General features: G+C 72.1%; 12 protein-coding genes and 2 pseudogenes. 8 read left to right on the top strand and 6 right to left on the bottom strand.

Annotated features, from left to right (window positions below):
- Positions 1–58: 58 nt before the first annotated feature.
- A pseudogene (locus AC2W7J_RS01105) lies at positions 59–283 on the top strand (23S rRNA (uracil(747)-C(5))-methyltransferase); the annotation flags it as partial.
- A 16-nt stretch (positions 284–299) separates the two neighbouring features.
- On the opposite strand, the gene AC2W7J_RS01100 reads toward AC2W7J_RS01105, so the two are convergent.
- Positions 300–623 (bottom strand): DUF4190 domain-containing protein, encoded by a 324-nt coding sequence (locus AC2W7J_RS01100; RefSeq protein ID WP_485981046.1) that lies wholly within the window; start codon positions 621–623, stop codon positions 300–302.
- 149 nt (positions 624–772) lie between these two features.
- Between AC2W7J_RS01100 and tdh the strand changes: the two genes are divergently transcribed.
- Both tdh and AC2W7J_RS01090 read left to right on the top strand, forming a co-directional pair.
- Positions 773–1813 carry an L-threonine 3-dehydrogenase gene (tdh, locus tag AC2W7J_RS01095; protein WP_485981044.1) on the top strand — a complete coding sequence of 347 codons (1041 nt, stop codon included), beginning with the start codon at positions 773–775 and terminating at the stop codon, positions 1811–1813.
- 3 nt (positions 1814–1816) lie between these two features.
- The gene (locus AC2W7J_RS01090) at positions 1817–3019 is read left to right on the top strand and encodes a glycine C-acetyltransferase (protein WP_485981042.1); all 1203 of its coding nucleotides are present in this window, start codon (positions 1817–1819) and stop codon (positions 3017–3019) included.
- A 66-nt stretch (positions 3020–3085) separates the two neighbouring features.
- Here AC2W7J_RS01090 and AC2W7J_RS01085 read toward each other — a convergent pair whose 3' ends face one another.
- Positions 3086–3706: an L-threonylcarbamoyladenylate synthase gene (locus AC2W7J_RS01085; RefSeq protein ID WP_485981040.1), complete on the bottom strand. Its 621-nt coding sequence runs from the start codon at positions 3704–3706 to the stop codon at positions 3086–3088.
- Positions 3707–3831: 125 nt separating this feature from the next.
- Here AC2W7J_RS01085 and AC2W7J_RS01080 point away from each other — a divergent pair, with 125 nt between their 5' ends.
- On the top strand, positions 3832–4386 hold the full coding sequence (locus AC2W7J_RS01080; RefSeq protein WP_485981039.1) for a YceI family protein: 555 nt from the start codon (positions 3832–3834) through the stop codon (positions 4384–4386).
- Here AC2W7J_RS01080 and AC2W7J_RS01075 read toward each other — a convergent pair.
- A complete protein-coding gene (locus tag AC2W7J_RS01075; RefSeq protein ID WP_485981037.1) occupies positions 4284–5459 on the bottom strand; it encodes an ArsO family NAD(P)H-dependent flavin-containing monooxygenase in 1176 nt (391 codons plus the stop codon). The two genes, AC2W7J_RS01080 and AC2W7J_RS01075, sit on opposite strands and share 103 nt — an antisense overlap.
- 6 nt (positions 5460–5465) lie before the next feature.
- Entirely contained in the window at positions 5466–5921 is a 456-nt protein-coding gene (locus AC2W7J_RS01070) for an OsmC family protein (RefSeq protein ID WP_255186264.1), read from the bottom strand.
- Between the two features lie 81 nt (positions 5922–6002).
- Between AC2W7J_RS01070 and AC2W7J_RS01065 the strand changes: the two genes are divergently transcribed.
- Positions 6003–6599: a histidine phosphatase family protein gene (locus AC2W7J_RS01065; protein ID WP_485981035.1), complete on the top strand. Its 597-nt coding sequence runs from the start codon at positions 6003–6005 to the stop codon at positions 6597–6599.
- A gap of 4 nt (positions 6600–6603) precedes the next feature.
- Here AC2W7J_RS01065 and AC2W7J_RS01060 read toward each other — a convergent pair whose 3' ends face one another.
- Positions 6604–8085 carry a glutamate-cysteine ligase family protein gene (locus tag AC2W7J_RS01060; protein ID WP_485981033.1) on the bottom strand — a complete coding sequence of 494 codons (1482 nt, stop codon included), beginning with the start codon at positions 8083–8085 and terminating at the stop codon, positions 6604–6606.
- 271 nt (positions 8086–8356) lie between these two features.
- Here AC2W7J_RS01060 and AC2W7J_RS01055 point away from each other — a divergent pair, with 271 nt between their 5' ends.
- From AC2W7J_RS01055 to AC2W7J_RS01045, 3 genes are read left to right on the top strand one after another with little or no spacing between them, the layout of a single operon-like run.
- Complete coding sequence (locus tag AC2W7J_RS01055) at positions 8357–8893, top strand: sensor histidine kinase (RefSeq protein ID WP_369694864.1); 537 nt, start codon at positions 8357–8359, stop codon at positions 8891–8893.
- A gap of 20 nt (positions 8894–8913) precedes the next feature.
- The gene (locus AC2W7J_RS01050; protein WP_485981031.1) at positions 8914–11892 is read left to right on the top strand and encodes an exonuclease SbcCD subunit D; all 2979 of its coding nucleotides are present in this window, start codon (positions 8914–8916) and stop codon (positions 11890–11892) included.
- Positions 11893–11918: 26 nt separating this feature from the next.
- Positions 11919–13175: a hypothetical protein gene (locus AC2W7J_RS01045; protein ID WP_485981030.1), complete on the top strand. Its 1257-nt coding sequence runs from the start codon at positions 11919–11921 to the stop codon at positions 13173–13175.
- 453 nt (positions 13176–13628) lie between these two features.
- On the opposite strand, the pseudogene gcvP reads toward AC2W7J_RS01045, so the two are convergent.
- A pseudogene (gene gcvP / locus AC2W7J_RS01040) lies at positions 13629–16500 on the bottom strand (aminomethyl-transferring glycine dehydrogenase).
- Positions 16501–16560 lie beyond the last annotated feature (60 nt).

Below are 16560 nucleotides of genomic sequence, written 5' to 3'. Positions count from 1 at the left end.
TCGGGGTGGCCGCCGACTTCCGCGTCGGTGACGCGGGGCGCTCGACGCCGTCGACCACGAGCTGGTCGTCGTCAACCCGCCACGACGCGGCATCGGGGCGCCCCTGTGCGCCGCGATCGAGCGCGCCGCACCGGCGCACGTCATCTACTCCAGCTGCAATGCGCGCAGCCTCGCCGTCGACCTGGCGGCGCTGCCCGGCTACCGCGTGACGCGGGCGCGCCTGTTCGACATGTTCCCCCAGACGCAGCACCACGAGGTGGCCGTGCTGCTCGAGCGGCGCTGAGCCGGAGCGCGATCCGTCAGGTGCCCGGGGCCGTCGCGACGAAGACGATGACCCCGATGAAGTAGAGCAGGCCGAGCAGGAAGAAGACCGCGAAGATCGCCGTGCCGACCATCCCGAGGATCGTGCCGACCTTCGCGTGGTCGCGGTTGCTCCACGCCTGCGGGTTGGCGTCGATCTCCTTCATCGCCGAGGCACCGAGCACCCACGCGAGGATCCCCAGGCCCGGCACGACGGTCAGGCCGACGATGCCGAGCACGAGCGCCGCGGTCGCGGTGCCGTGCGCGCGCTGCTGCGGGAAGGGGTAGGGCGACGGGGCGTAGGGGCCTGGCTGCTGGGTCATGGTGCTCCCACCGTAGGACCTCGCCGCCGCGGTGCACCACGGGGAGGACTCCCCCGTCGACACCGCGTGGTCGCGGCTGGTGTGACCTGCGCCTCAGGGCGGCTACTGTCGGGGGTCGCGTCACCCCGCAGTCCCCGACAGGAGAACGCATGAGAGCCCTCGTCAAGCCCCGCCCCGGACGCGGTCTGGAGCTGACCGATGTCCCCGAGCCGCACGCCGGTCCCGGCGAGGTGCGCATCCGCGTGCTGCGCGCCGGCCTGTGCGGCACCGACCTCCACCTGCACGGGTGGGACGAGTGGGCCGCCTCGGCGGTGCCGAGCACGCCGCAGGTCATCGGCCACGAGTTCTACGGCGTCGTCGACGAGGTGGGGCGCGACGTGACCTCCGTGCAGGAGGGCGACCGGGTCTCCGGCGAGGGCCACCTCGTGTGCGGCACCTGCCGCAACTGCCGCGCCGGACGACGGCACCTGTGCATCAACACCATCGGCGTCGGGGTCAACCGCGACGGCGCCTTCGCCGACCACGTCGTCATCCCCGCGTCCAATGCCTGGGTGCACCACGACGACATCGACCCCGACCTGGGCGCGGTCTTCGACCCGCTGGGCAATGCCGTCCACACGACCCTGTCCTTCCCGCTCGCGGGCGAGGACGTCGTCATCACCGGCGCCGGGCCGATCGGCGTCATGGCGGTGGCCATCGCCCGTCACGTGGGCGCCCGCTACGTCGCCGTCACCGATCTGTCGGACACCCGGCTCGCGCTGGCGAAGGGGGCCGGCGCGGACCTCGTCGTCAACGCCGCCCGCAGCGACCTCGGCGCCGCGATGCGCGAGCTGGGCATGAAGGAGGGCTTCGACATCGGCCTCGAGATGTCCGGCGCTCCCCCGGCGGTCGGCGACATGCTCGACCACATGAACCACGGCGGCCGGATCGCCATGCTCGGCCTGCCCAAGGACCCCTACCCGATCGACTGGGGCAAGGTCATCACCCACATGATCACCATCAAGGGGATCTACGGCCGGGAGATGTACGACACCTGGTACACGATGAGCGCGATGCTCTCGACCTCGCCGACCCTGCGCGAGGCGATCTCCTCGGTCATCACCCACCGCTTCCCCGCGGAGCAGTGGGAGGACGCCTTCGCCACCGCCGCCTCGGGAGAGTGCGGCAAGGTCATCATGGACTGGAGCTGACGCATGTACACGATCAAGGACGACCTCGCTGCCACCCTGCAGGAGATCCGGGACGCCGGGCTGTGGAAGGACGAGCGGCAGCTGACGAGCCCCCAGCAGGCGCACATCACGACGACGAAGACCTCGGCGATCAACTTCTGCGCCAACAACTACCTCGGTCTGGCCGACCACCCCGACGTCCTCGCCGCGGCCACGGATGCCCTGCAGGAGTGGGGCTTCGGCATGGCGAGCGTGCGCTTCATCTGCGGCACGCAGGAGCAGCACACCCGCCTCGAGGGCGCGCTGTCCGACTGGTTCGGCACCGAGGACACGATCCTCTACTCGAGCTGCTTCGACGCCAACGGCGGCGTCTTCGAGGTGCTCTTCGGCACGGACGACGCGATCATCTCCGACGCGCTCAACCACGCCTCGCTCATCGACGGCATCCGGCTGAGCAAGGCGGCGCGCTACCGCTACGCCAATGCCGACATGGACGACCTGCGCGCCCAGCTCGAGGCGGCGAAGGGGGCCCGCCGCACCGTCATCGTCACCGACGGCGTCTTCTCCATGGACGGCTACCTCGCTCCCCTGGAGCAGATCTGCGACCTCGCCGACGAGTACGGCGCGATGGTCCTCGTCGACGACTCCCACGCGGTGGGTTTCGTGGGCGCCGGCGGTGGTGGCACTCCTGAGGCGTGCGGCGTCGCCGACCGTGTCGACCTGCTCACCGGCACGCTCGGCAAGGCGCTCGGCGGGGCCAGCGGTGGTTACGTCAGCGGCCCGGCGGAGGTCATCGCGCTGCTGCGCCAGCGGTCGCGGCCCTACCTCTTCTCCAATGCCGTGGCCCCGGTCGTCGCGGCTGGCTCCCTCAAGGCGATCGAGATCGCGCGCGGGTCCGACGAGGCGCGAGAGACCCTGCAGCGCAACACGGCTCTCTTCCGTGAGCTGATGACGGACGCGGGCTTCGAGCTGCTCCCCGGGTCGCACCCGATCACCCCGGTGATGTTCCCCGGCGACGACGGAGCCCGTCAGGCCGCGCAGATCGCCGACGCGATGCTCGCCCACGGCGTCTACGTCATCGCCTTCTCCTACCCCGTGGTCCCGCAGGGCCAGGCGCGCATCCGGGTGCAGCTGTCCGCGGCACACAGCGAGGAGGACGTGCGCACCTGCGTCGCGGCCTTCGTCGCCGCCCGGGCCGAGGTGCTCGGGGACCAGCCCACCGCCTAGCGGTCCGCCACGGAGCAGCCCGCCGACGCGGCGGGCGCTACGCGAGCCGCGGCCCGACCCCCTTCGTCACTCGAAGGGGGTCGGGTCACCGGCGCCGTGCCGGGCCACCTCGGCGGCACCCGACGAGAAGTCCACGACCGTGGTCGGCTCGGTGCTCACCTCACCGGCGTCGACGACGATGTCGACCTGGTGGTCGAGGGCCTCCTTGACGTCCCAGCCGAAGGTCGGGGTGCGCTCCTCCCTCGGCAGCAGGAGCGTCGAGGTGAGCATGGGGTCGCCGAGGCCCTCAAGGAGGGCCTGGGTCAGCGGGTGCTGCGGGATCCGCACGCCGACCGTCTTCTTCTTCGCGTGGAGCAGCCGACGCGGCACCTCCTTCGTGGCCGGGAGGATGAAGGTGTAGGGCCCCGGGGTCGCCGCCTTGACCGCGCGGAAGACGGCGTTGTCGACGTGGACGAGCTGCCCGAGCTGGGCGAAGTCGGCGCACAGGAGCGTGTAGTGGTGACGGTCGTCCAGGCGGCGGATCGTGCGGATGCGGTCCTTGATGTCCTGGTCGTCGAGCCGCCCACCGAGGGCATAGCCCGAGTCCGTGGGGAAGGCGACGAGCGCCCCCTCGCGGATCCGCTCGACGAGCTTGCCGACCGTGCGGGGCTGGGGGTTGTCCGGGTGCACTTCGACGAAGGTGGCCATGAGTCCACCGTAGGCCGCGAGCACCCGGGCGTGGCGCACCATCCGCGACCGCGCGCCTGCAAGACTGATGACGCCACACCGAGTTGCTACAATCTTCAACAAAATTTCGTCTCTCAGGGGAGCCCATGACCGACACCGACCTCGACCTCAACGGTCACTGGACCATCGACCCCGGCCACAGCCGCTGCGGCTTCTCGGCCCGGCACGCGATGATCTCGACCGTCCGCGGCTCCTTCAACGACGTTTCCGGCGAGGTGCACGTCGACGTCGACGACCTCGACGCATCCACGGCCCGCGTCGTCCTCAAGGCCGCGAGCGTCGACACGCGCAACGACCAGCGCGACGAGCACCTGCGCAGCCCCGACTTCTTCGACGTCGAGCGCTTCCCCGACATCAGCTTCGTCAGCACCAACATCGAGGAGATCCGCGAGCGCGCCTACATCGTCAGCGGTGACCTGACGATCCGCGACGTCACGAAGCAGATCACCATCCCGCTCGAGCTCGGCGGCGTCATGGTCGACGCCTTCGGCGCCGTGCGCGCGGGCTTCGAGGGGTCGCGCCGGGTCAACCGCCGTGACTACGGCCTCGAGTGGAACATGCCGCTCGACAAGGGTGGCGTCCTCGTCTCCGAGAAGATCGACCTCGAGTTCGAGATCTCCCTGGTCAAGCAGGACCAGTAGTCCGACCTGCGCTGGGCGCCGACCGGGTCACCGGTCGCGCCCAGCTGCGTCTCCAGGCGTGCGGCGAGCGCCTTGGCCGTGCGGCCGACCCCGATGAGCGTCGCCGACGCGGGTCCGGTCCAGTCCCCGTAGCCGACGAAGCACACCCGCGGGTCGCGCACCGACTGGTTGTCGACGACCTGCGGCACCCCCTCGGACGTCCGCAGGCGCAGCGAGCGCAGGTGCCGCAGCGCGGGCCGGTAGCCCGTGCACCAGATCACCGCGTCGAGCTCGAGCCGGTCCCGGCCGATGATCGCGCCCTCCGGGACCATCCGGTCGAACATCGCGCGCACCCTCAGCGCACCCGCGGCCCGGGCGCGCTGCACCTGGGGCAGGGCGACGACATTGCCGACGAAGGCAGCCTGTGCCTCGCCCGGGTCACGCAGCCGCGCGGTCGCCTGGTCGAAGAGGTGCCGGCCGTCGACGTCGTCAGGCAGGAAGCGCAGCCGTCTCGCGGTGACGAGCGAGACCCGGTCGGCGACGTCGACGAGGTCGGCCGTGATCTGGACCCCGGAGTTGCCGCCGCCGACGACGGCGACCCTCAGCCCGGCGAAGTCCTCCGGCCCCCGGTAGTGGGCGCTGTGCAGCTGGCGCCCGGCAAAGCTCGTCGCACCCTCGACCATCGGCACGAAGGGAGCGGACCACGTGCCCGTGGCGCTCACGACGCAGCGCGCTGCCAGCTGCCCGGCGCTCGTGTCGAGCACGAGCGCTTCGCGCGTCGCGTGCACGTCGTGCACTCGCACCGGGCGCTGAACGTCGAGGTCGTAGCGCTCCTCGTAGGCACGCAGGTAGGCCCGCACGTGCTCGACCGGCGGGAAGGTGTCGGGGTGCGGGGGCATCGGCCACCCCGGCAGCGACGAGTAGGCCGACGGCGAGAAGAGGCGAAGGGAGGGCCACGTCGAGGTCCACGCTCCGCCCGACTCGTCGCGGTCGTCGAGGACGACGTGCTCGATCCCCCGGCGGCGCAGGTGGTAGGCCGTCGCCAGCCCGGCCTGACCTCCGCCGATGACGGCGACGTCGACCTCTCGGCGCATGTAGCCTCAGGCGTCCTCTGCCGTCATCTCCACGGGGACGCCGATCTGCACGGTCCGCGAGACGGTGCACAGCCGGTCGCGGGACTGCGCGACCGACCGGGGGAAGGCAGCACGGGCGGCGTCGCCCCCTTCGCCCTCGGGGAAGCCCAGGCGGAAGGTGACGGCGAGGTCGCTCATGTGGTTGCCGTCCTCGGGGGTCGAGACCTTCTCCCCCTCGGCGACGACCTCGAAGGACTCCGGCTCGGCCCGCCGCGAGGTGATGTGGTCGACGTCGACGGAGCTGCAGCCGGCGAGGGCCGCGAGCAGCAGCTCGACGGGCGTGAAGTCGTCGGTGGACCCGTCACCGATGGTGATCCGGCCGCCGCGCGCATTGGTGATCTCGTAGCGCCCGAGGGCCAGCCGGGTCAGCTCCACGCTGCGGTGGCCGGGCCCGCTCCCGCCGGTCGTCTCGTCGCTCGTCATGCCTACCTCCACGTCGCTCGTCTGCGGGCGCGCCCCGTGCTGGTCCGATCCTCGCAGACCGGGCGCCACTAGCCTGACCGCATGCACGCAACCCCGCCGCACCGCCTTGTCCTGCTGCGCCACGGAGAGACCGAGTGGAGCCGCGACGGGCGGCACACCGGCTCCACGGACCTGCCCCTGACCGACGAGGGCCGGGCGCGTGCCAGACAGGCTGCCGGTCGGCTCGAGGAGCTCGGTGTCCGCCCCGTGCTCACCCTCACCTCGGACCTGCAGCGCGCACGTGACACGGCATCGCTCGCCGGGCTCGACGCCTCGGTCGACCGCGACCTGCGCGAGTGGGACTACGGCGGCTACGAAGGGCGCTCGACCGCCCAGATCCGGGAGGACCTCGGCACCGACTGGGATGTCTTCCGTGACGGTGTGGTCCCCGGGGCGACCCCGGGCGAGACGGTCGAGGAGGTCGCGGCCCGTGCCTCACGCGTGCTCGCCCGCGTGCGGCCGCACCTGCTCGAGGGCGACGTCGTCCTCGTCGGGCACGGCCACACCTCGCGGATCCTCGCGACGGTGTGGCTGCGCACCGCTCCCCGGCTGGCGGCCCAGCTGACGCTCGACGCCTCCCGGCTCGCGGTGCTCGGCCACCACCGCGAGGACCCCTGCATCCTCAGCTGGAACTGCTGACGGGCTAGGGCAGCGGCCAGGTGTGCACCGGGTCGTTGCGGTGCATGTGCTCGGTGTAGAGCCCGGTCATCTCGGCGAGCGCGGCGGACCGGTCGAGCCCGGCCTCCTCGAGCCGGCGCACGCACTCGGCCTGCCAGACGGCGCCGTTGACGCCGGTGGTGCACCGCCCTTCGATGACCGACAGATAGCGCTCGATGACGCTCTCGGCGACGCCCCAGTCCTGCAGACCGGCGCGAGCCATGGGCAGCAGGTGCCGCAGGACGAGCTCGTCGGCGCCCAGCTCGCCCAGCCCCGGCCAGTAGAGGCGGGAGCCGATGCCGTCGCGGGCCGCCGCCTCGAAGTTGGCCTCGGCCGCGGGGAAGGACATGCGCGTCCAGATCGGCCGGTCCTCGTGGGCGAGGGTGCGCACGCACCCGTAGTAGAAGGCGGCATTGGCCAGGGTGTCGATGATCGACGGGCCCGCCGGGAGGACCCTGTTCTCGACCCGTACGTGCGGGTGACCCTTGCCGGGGTCGTAGATCGGTCGGTTCCACCGGTAGACCGTGCCGTTGTGGAGGTTGAGCTCGCCGAGATCTGGGGTGCCGCCTTCGCTGAGCACGGCCACGGGGTCCTCGTCGGTCGCCTCGGCGAGCAGCGCCGGGAAGTAGCGCACGTTTTCCTCGAAGAGGTCGAAGATCGAGGTGATCCAGCGCTCGCCGAAGAAGACCCGTGGACGCACGCCCTGGTTCTTCAGCTCGATGGGCCGGGTGTCCGTGGCCTGGGAGAAGAGGGCGATCCGGGTCTCGGCGTGCAGGCGGCGACCGAAGAAGAAGGGCGAGTTGGCCGCGAGCGCGAGCTGGGGCGCCGAGATGACCTGGGCGGCATTCCAGTGGTCGGCGAACTGGCCCGGCCCGACCTGCAGGTGCAGCTGGACCGAGGTGCACGCCGACTCCGGCGCGATCGAGTCGGCGAAGGTGTGCAGCCGCTCCCCCGTCGGGCCCTCGATGTCGATGACGATGTCCTCGCCGCGGGCGACGAAGATCGAGTCGTTGAGCGCGGTGTAGCGGTTGTTGGCACTGATCCACTCGCCCTGGAAGTGCTCGGGCCGGATCGTCGGCAGGATGCCGATGGCGATGATCCGCGCGCCGGCGTCCTCGGCCTTGCCCTCCGCGCGGTTGAGCGACTCGCGCAGGCTCTCCTCGAGCTGCAGCGCCGACTCCCCGGGCAGGGGCCGCGGAGCGACGTTGAGCTCGATGTTGAACTGCGCGAGCTCCGTCTGGTACTCGGGATCGGCGATCGCCTCGAGGACCTCGTCGTTGACGAAGGCCGGTTGCTGCCCCTCGTCGATGAGGTTGAGCTCGATCTCCAGACCGGTGAGCGGCACCTCCTCGTCGAAGGCACGCTCATTGAGCATGCGCTCGAAGACGTCGAGGTTCTGCCGCACCTTTTCCCGGTAGCGCTGACGCTCCTCGCGCGAGTAGCTCTGCGCGGCGACTTCCTTGCCCATGAGTCCACCTCTTCCGGGTCGGCTGCAGTCGAATCTACCCACGCGACCGACCCGCGGCGAGGATCAGACCACGGTCGGATGCGGCACCCCCTTCGTCCTGCCTACGCTCGGTCGGTGATCTCCGAGACGGCACCCCGGCGAGCGGGAGCGACCACCCGCGTCCGGGACTGGTTCGACGGGCACGTGGGTCAGCTCGTCGCCGCCGACTCACCGATGCCGGCATCAGACGCCTCGGCCTGGGTCTCGCCGCGATCGTGACCAGCGAGCCCGGATCGCCGTCCAGGGCGAGCGCACCCGCATCGCGCGCGAGATGCACGACGTCGTGGCCCAGCCGCTGAGCGTCGTCGTCGTGCAGGCCGACGGCGCCGCCTGCGCCGCCCGGCACGGCACGGACTTCGGCCGGGAGCAGGCCCACGCCGCGCTCACGACCATCGGTACGACCGCCCGCGGGGCCCTCGCCGAGACCCGGCACTTCGTGGGTGTCCTGCGCACCACGGACGACGAAGGGGAGGTCCCTCACCTCGCGTACGCCCCCACCGAGGGGCTGGCCGACCTGCACGAGGTGCCCCGCGAGGTCGGGCTCGCGGCCTACCGGATCGTCCAGGGGTCGGATCCCTTCGACGGAGCGATCGACGTCCGCGCTGTCGGCCCGTCGGGCGGCACGGGGTCGCCCCGGCCGCTGCGCTGGCCGCCGACTGACGGGCCGACTGCCCGGGGAGTGAGGCCGCGCAGGGGGCGGCCCCACCCCCTTCGTGCCTCGTGCCACGGCTCGGGCGAAGGGGGTGTCGCGCCACGGGGTTGTCGGTGAGGGCTCCTAGGTTGGTGGTCGTGAAGCTGATCCACACCTCCGACTGGCACCTGGGGCGCTCCTTCCACGGCGCCGGCCTGCTGCCTGCCCAGGCGGAGTACGTGGACCACCTCGTCGAGACGGTCCGCTCCGAGGGGGTCGACGCCGTCCTGGTCTCGGGCGATGTCTACGACCGCGCCCTGCCCCCGCCCGACGCCGTGGAGCTGCTCTCCGAGAGCGTCACCCGGCTCATCGACGCCGGCGCCCAGGTCGTCCTGTCCAGCGGCAACCACGACTCGGCGATCCGACTCGGCTTCGCCGCCGACCTGCTCAGCCGGGCCGGCCTGCACATCCGCTCCGACGTGAGCACCGTGGGCACCCCGGTGCTCGTCGGCGACATGGCGATCCACGCGATCCCCTACCTCGAGCCGACCGCGACGACCGTCACCGACGCCCTCGGCGTGACCGAGCGGTCCCACACGGCGGTGCTCGGCGCCGCGATGGACCGGGTCCGTGCCGACCTGGCCGGGCGGGGACCGCGCAGCGTCGTCATGGCCCACTGCTTCGCGAGCGGTGGGGCGGCGAGCGACTCCGAGCGCGACATCACGACCGGCGGCGTCGCGATGGTGCCCGCGAGCACCTTCGACGGGGCCGCCTACACCGCTCTCGGTCACCTGCACCGCCCGCAGCAGATCGGCGAGACCGTCCGCTACAGCGGTTCCCCCGTTGCCATGTCCTTCGGCGAGGCAGGCCAGACGAAGGGGTCGCTGCTCGTCGAGATCGACGAGCGTGGCCTGACCACGGTCGAGCACGTCGCCGCCCCCGTCCACCGCGAGCTCGCCCTCGTGCGGGGGCACCTCGACGAGGTCCTCACCGACGCCCGCCACACGGCCGCCGAGCAGGCCTGGGTCCAGGTCACGCTCACCGACCCGGTCCGTCCCGTCGGTGCCTACGACCGGCTGCGGCGACGCTTCCCGCACCTGCTGCAGCTGTGCTTCGAGCCCACGGGTGAGGTCGTGCCGGTGCGCAGCTATGCCGCCCGGGTGCGGCAGCGCGAGCCGCTCGACGTGTGTTGCGACTTCGTCAGCGACGTGCGGCGCGGCGCGATCGCCGACGAGTCCGAGCGGCGGCTTCTGGGCGACGCCCTCGAGGCCGGCCGGCGTGACCGTGACCGGGCCGAGGAGCACGGCGCTCCCCCGGCGACGACGGCGAGGCGCGGCGTGAGGCTGCACCGCCTGCGAGCCAGCGCCTTCGGCCCCTTCGCCGGCACCGTCGAGCTCGACCTCGAGACGATCGGCGAGGGCGGGCTCTACCTCATCCACGGCCCGACCGGCTCGGGCAAGACGAGCCTGCTCGACGCGATCTGCTTCGCGCTCTACGCGGGGGTGCCGGGTGACCGGCAGAGCACCTCGCTCCGCAGCCAGCACGCTGCCGCCGACGTGCCGACCGAGGTGGAGCTCGAGCTGACCCTGGCCGGGCGTCGCCTGCGGGTGGTGCGTCACCCTGCTCATGAGCGCCCCAAGCGGCGAGGGTCCGGCACGACCACCGAGCCGGCGGGCGTGCGTCTCGAGGAGCGCGAGAGCTCGCGGTGGCGGACCCTCAGCACCCGCATCGACGAAACGGCGCAGTTCCTCGACGACCTGCTCGGCATGGGGCTCGAGCAGTTCCGCCGGGTCGTCATGCTGCCCCAGGGCGACTTCGCCGCCTTCCTGCGCGCGAGCGACGAGCAGCGCCGCGAGGTCCTCGAGCGGCTCTTCGACGTCTCGGACTTCGCCGCGGTCGAGGACGTGCTCGTCAGACGCCGGCAGGACGCCGAGGCGACGCTCTCGCAGTCACGCGGACGGCTCACCACTCATGTGACGCACCTCGTCGACGTCCTGTCCGCGATCGACGTCGAGCTGCCAGAGCCCGATGCCCCGTGGGCCGAGCTCGACCCGACGCAGCTGCCGGTCGCGCTCCGGGCGGTCGGCGAGGCCTTCGACATGGTGACCGCGGAGGCGATGGCCCGCGTGGACCGCACCGACGCCGCCGCCGTCGCATCGCGCGAGGCCCTCGACGCGGAGCGTCGACGAGCCGACCTGCGGCGTCGTGGCCTGGTGGCCCGGCGGCAGGTGGCGGAGCTCGAGTCCGTCGCCGACGAGCACGCCCGGCGTCGCCGCACCCTCGAGGAAGCACGGGCTGCGGCTGCCGTGCTCCCGCACGTCGAGGCCACGGCGCGCGCGAGTCCACACTCGAGGAGGCTCAGCTGGCCCGGGAGGCTGCTGCCAAGGCCCTCCCCCAGGAGCTGCGTGCACGGTGGGAGGCCTCCGCGCCCGGTCGTGAGGCCGAGGCGTCCGCGCAGGCCCGTGGGGTTGAGCTGCTCGAGGTGCTCGACGCGGGTGGCGCTCGTATTGAGCGGGCGCGGCACGAGGCGGCCGGCTTGCGGCGCCGATCGGCGGAGCTGCCGGCCGTGGCCGAGCGGCTGGCAGATGCACGTTCCGCACTCGAGCGAACCGAGGGGCTCGTGGCCCGCCTCGAGACCGAGGCCGAGGCCGACGAGTCCGTCCTGGAGAGGCTCCAGCACGACCGCGAGCAGCTGGCTACCTCTGCTGCGGAGCTGGAGCGTGTCGAGGCCCTCATCGCCGCTCGCCGGCATGGCCGGACCGTCGACGAGCAGCTTCGCCGGGCCACCGACGAGGCGCAGGAGGCTCGCGAGCACGCCCAGGAGCTGCGCGAGGCGGTCAACGAGCTCGTCGCGGCCCGACTCGACAACATGGCCGGCGAGCTCGCAGGGCTGCTCTCCGACGGGGACCCGTGCGCCGTCTGCGGGTCGACCGAGCACCCCCGGCTGGCCGAAGCCGCCCGCGTGGTCAGGCCCGAGGACATCGACGCGGCCCGTGCGGCCGCCACCCGTGCCGAGCAGGTCCACGAGGCCGCACGCCAGGCACGGGACGACGTCACCTCCCGGCTCGAGTCGCTCGCGCCGAGCTCGCCCGACTGGCTGGGGCGGACGAGTCCGGCACGACCGACGCGAGCGCTGACCCCTTCGAGGTGTCTGGCCGCCGAGGTGCGCGCACGCGAACAGCTTGCGCAGGACGTTGCCCGGCTGCGCACCGCGGTCGGCGCCGCCGCCGACGTGGCGCGTCGCGTCGACGCGCGCGCCGCGCGGCTGGAGCGCGCACACGAGTCCGTGCGCGTCGCCGCGGACGAGCTCGCGGCCCTGCGTGCCCGGCACGATCAGATCACCGAGCAGATGGTCGAGGCCGCCGACATCGTGAGGGGAGTCGTGGTCGAGCACGCCGCCTGCGTCTGTGCCGACCCGGCTGACGACCACGCCGGCGGGCACGACGTCGCGCTCTCACCGGTGGCCGACGGGTCCGTCGAGTGGGTCACTCCCCTTCTCGATGCCGCCCGGGAGGTCGACGAACGTCACTCCCGCGCCCGAGCCCTCGCAGAGAACCTCGCCTCAGCGACCCTCGACGAGCGCCGCGCCCGGGACGGGGTCACCGACGCCGCCGAGCACCTGGCGGGCGCCCTGGGCGAGCACGGCTTCGACGGTGCGGCCAAGGTGCGGGCCGCGGCTCTTCCGCGGCCAGAGATCGCCGCACTCGAGGCGCGCGTGCATGCCCACGTGCAGCAGCTGGCGACGGCCCGTGGGGTCCTCGCCGAGCCGGACGTCGTCGACGCGCTCGAGACCCAGCCCGTCGACGTCGACGACCTGGCCGAGACCGCGTCCCGGGCCAAGCACGCCGCAGATGACGCGCGCCGGCACCAGGCAAGCACGTCGACCGTGCACCGACAGCTGACGCGGGTCACCCAGCTCGTCGTCGACGAGTGCACGCGCATCGGACCTGCTGCAGCCGAGGCCGAGCTCGTGCGTCGGATGGCCGATCTGGTGACGGGGACGAGCGCCGACAACGACAAGCGCATGCGCCTGAGCACCTATGTCCTCGCTGCCCGGCTGGAGCGGATCGTCGAGCTGGCCAACTCACGGCTGTCGGTGATGGCAGACGGCCGATACGAGCTCGCCCACGACGACGCCTCTGCCAGGGGCCAGCGACGCGGCGGGCTCGGCCTGGTCGTGCGCGACCTGTGGACCGGTCAGGACCGGGCGACGGAGACCCTGTCCGGTGGCGAGTCCTTCACCGCGTCACTGGCTCTGGCTCTCGGGCTGGCCGATGCGATCCGCGAGGAGTCGGGTGGGCTCGAGTTCGGCACGCTCTTCGTCGACGAGGATTCGGCAGTCTCGACCAGGACAGCCTCGAGCAGGTGCTCGACGTCCTCGACGCGCTGCGCGACGGAGGGCGCTGCGTCGGTGTGGTGAGCCACGTCAGCGAGATGCGCACTCGCATCCCCACTCAGGTGCGGGTCGACAAGGCCCAGCACGGCTCGACCGTCACGGTCGTGGGGGTCCAGGGCGCGGCCTGATCCCCCTTCGTCCCCGTGGCCGGGGACCAGTCCCGTTCGTCTCCCCGCATCAACGACCGCCCCTCCCCCTTCGAATTTCCTTAAGGTCGTGCGGCCGTTGGGCGGAACCAGCCCCAACCCTGCAAGACCCTAGGGTTTTGCAGGGTTCAGCCGCGGGGGCGGTGGATCGAGCGCAGGATGTCGGCCCGAGGCGTGGGTCGTCAGTTCCGTTCGTCCCCGTGGGCGGGGACCAGTGCCGTTCGTCCCCGCCCTCCGCCGTCCAGTACAGCAGTGAGCCCCGGCGTCGCACGAGATGCGTGCGACGCCGGGGCTCGTCGGGTCACCCGTGGTTCGGGGGCGCCCCGGTGGCTCAGTCCTCGAAGGCCTCGGGCGAGGGGCAGGAGCAGACGAGGTTGCGGTCGCCGAAGGCGCCGTCGATCCGCGAGACCGACGGCCAGTACTTGTCGGCTGCGTCGACCCCGACGGGGAAGACGGCGGTGGCGCGGTCGTAGTCGTGCGGCCACTCCCCTGCGAGCTCCGCCGCGGTGTGCGGGGCATTGCGCAGGACGGAGGACTCGACGTCGCCGACCTGGTCGATCTCCTCGCGGATGGCGATCATCGCGTCGCAGAAGCGGTCGAGCTCGCCCTTGTCCTCGGACTCCGTGGGCTCGACCATCAGGGTCCCGGCGACCGGGAAGCTCATCGTCGGGGCGTGGAAGCCGTAGTCGATGAGGCGCTTGGCGACGTCGTCGACGGTCACGCCGGTGTCCTTGGTCAGGCCACGCAGGTCGAGGATGCACTCGTGGGCCACGACCCCGCCGGGGCCGCTGTAGAGGACCGGGAAGTGGCTGCCGAGACGACGCGCGACGTAGTTGGCGTTGAGTACCGCCACCTGCGTCGCCCGAGCCAGACCCGCCCCACCCATGAGTCGGACGTAGGCCCACGAGATCGGCAGGATGCCGGCCGAGCCATAGGGAGCGGCGCTGATCGGGCCCACGCCGGTCGCCGGTCCCGCTGCCTTGGCGAGCGGGTGGTTGGGCAGGTAGGGAGCCAGGTGCTCGCGGACGGCCACCGGCCCCACGCCCGGGCCACCGCCACCGTGCGGGATGCAGAAGGTCTTGTGCAGGTTGAGGTGGCTCACGTCAGCACCGAAGCGGCCCGGCTGGGCGAGCCCGACGAGCGCGTTGAGGTTGGCGCCGTCGACGTAGACCTGGCCACCCGCGTCGTGGACGAGGGAGCACAGCTCGCTGATGGTGTCCTCGTAGACACCGTGGGTGCTCGGGTAGGTCACCATGATCGCCGCGAGGTCGTCACGGTGCTGCTCGACCTTGGCCCGCAGATCGTCCATGTCGATGTCACCGCCCTCGGCGGTCTTGACCACGACGACCTTCATGCCCGCCATGACGGCGGAGGCCGCGTTGGTGCCGTGGGCGCTGGCGGGGATGAGGCAGATGTGCCGCTCGGACTGGCCGTTGGCCGCGTGGAAGGCACGGATCGCGAGCAGCCCGGCCAGCTCCCCCTGCGACCCGGCATTGGGCTGGAGCGAGACCGAGTGGTAGCCGGTGACCTCGCTCAGCCAGCCGCTCAGCTGACCCACGAGCTCACGGATGCCGACGGTCTGGTCATCGGGTGCGAAGGGGTGCAGCCCCACGAACTCCGGCCACGTGATGGCGACCATCTCGGTGGTCGCGTTGAGCTTCATCGTGCAGGAGCCGAGGGGAATCATGCCTCGGTCGAGCGCGAAGTCGCGGTCGGAAAGCCGTCGCAGGTAGCGCAGCATCGCGGTCTCGCTGCGGTGCGAGTGGAAGACCGGGTGAGTGAGGTAGTCGCTCGTGCGCACCAGCTCCTGCGGCCAGCTCGGGGAGATGCGCGCGGTCTCGACGTCAGCGACCTCCGTGGCAGCGCCCAGCGCACCCGCGACGGCCGCGATCTCGCTCGCATCGGTCGTCTCGTCGACGGAGACGAGGACCGTGCTCTCGTCGTGCTGCCAGATGTTGACCCCGGCGGTGACGGCGGCCGCGGCCGCGGCGGCAGCTCCCCCGGGCACGCGCACGCGCAGGGTGTCGAACCACGGGCCCTCGGCCACTCGACGCCCGCGGCGCGCAGCCGCTCGGCGAGGCGACCGCGGTGCCGTGGACTCGCTCGGCGATCGCCCGCAGGCCGTCGGGGCCGTGGTAGACCGCGTACATCGAAGCCATCACGGCGAGGAGCACCTGCGCGGTGCAGATGTTGCTCGTCGCCTTGTCACGACGGATGTGCTGCTCGCGCGTCTGGAGCGCCAGACGGTAGGCCGGGCGACCGGCGGAGTCGACGGAGACGCCGACGAGCCGGCCGGGGAGCGTGCGCTCCAGCCCGGCGCGCACCGCCATGTAGCCGGCGTGCGGGCCACCGAAGGACATCGGGACACCGAAGCGCTGGGTCGTCCCGACGGCCACGTCGGCGCCCCACTCCCCCGGCGCGGTGAGCAGCGTGAGCGCGAGCAGGTCGGCCGCGGCGGTGACGAGGGCACCCACCTCGTGGGCCGCGTCCGTCAGGGCACGCCAGTCGCTGATGATGCCGTCGGCACCGGGGTACTGGACGAGCACGCCGAAGACGTCACGGCCACCGGCCGCCTCGCGCAGCGCCTCGGCCGAGGTGACCCCCGTGAGGTCGGCGACGACGACGTCGATGCCGAGCGGCACCGCGCGGGTGTCGATGACCGCCCGGGTCTGCGGGAAGGTGTTGGCGTCGACGAGCAGGACCGCGTCCTTGGCGACCTTGCTCGAGCGACGCATCACGGTCATCGCCTCGGCCGCGGCCGTGCCCTCGTCGAGCAGCGACGAACCCGACGTCTGCAGACCAGTGAGGTCGGCGACCATCGTCTGGAAGTTGAGCAGCGCCTCGAGCCGCCCCTGGCTGATCTCGGGCTGGTAGGGCGTGTAGGCGGTGTACCAGGCAGGGTTCTCCAGGACGTTGCGCTGGATGACGGCCGGCGTCACCGTGCCGTAGTACCCGAGGCCGATCATCGAGGTGAGCACTGTGTTCTTCGCCGCGAGGGCGCGCAGCTCCTCGACGACCGCGAGCTCGCTCGGGGCTGCCTCGATCGTCAGGGCCTCGGTCTGGCGGATCGCCCCCGGGACGGCCGCGTCGCACAGTGCGTCGAGGGTGGGCTGCCCGATCGTGGCGAGCATCTGCTCGACGTCGCCCTCACGGGGACCGACGTGACGGCCGACGAACTCGGACAGGGGGGACGAGGCGCTCATGAGGCTCCCTTGGACGCGGGTGTACAAAGCCAGCCTCCCCATCTGTCACGCGAGGGCGCT

The organism is Janibacter sp. CFPM2_SD2 (assembly GCF_057364645.1).
This window is presented reverse-complemented; position numbering and strand designations above follow the sequence as displayed.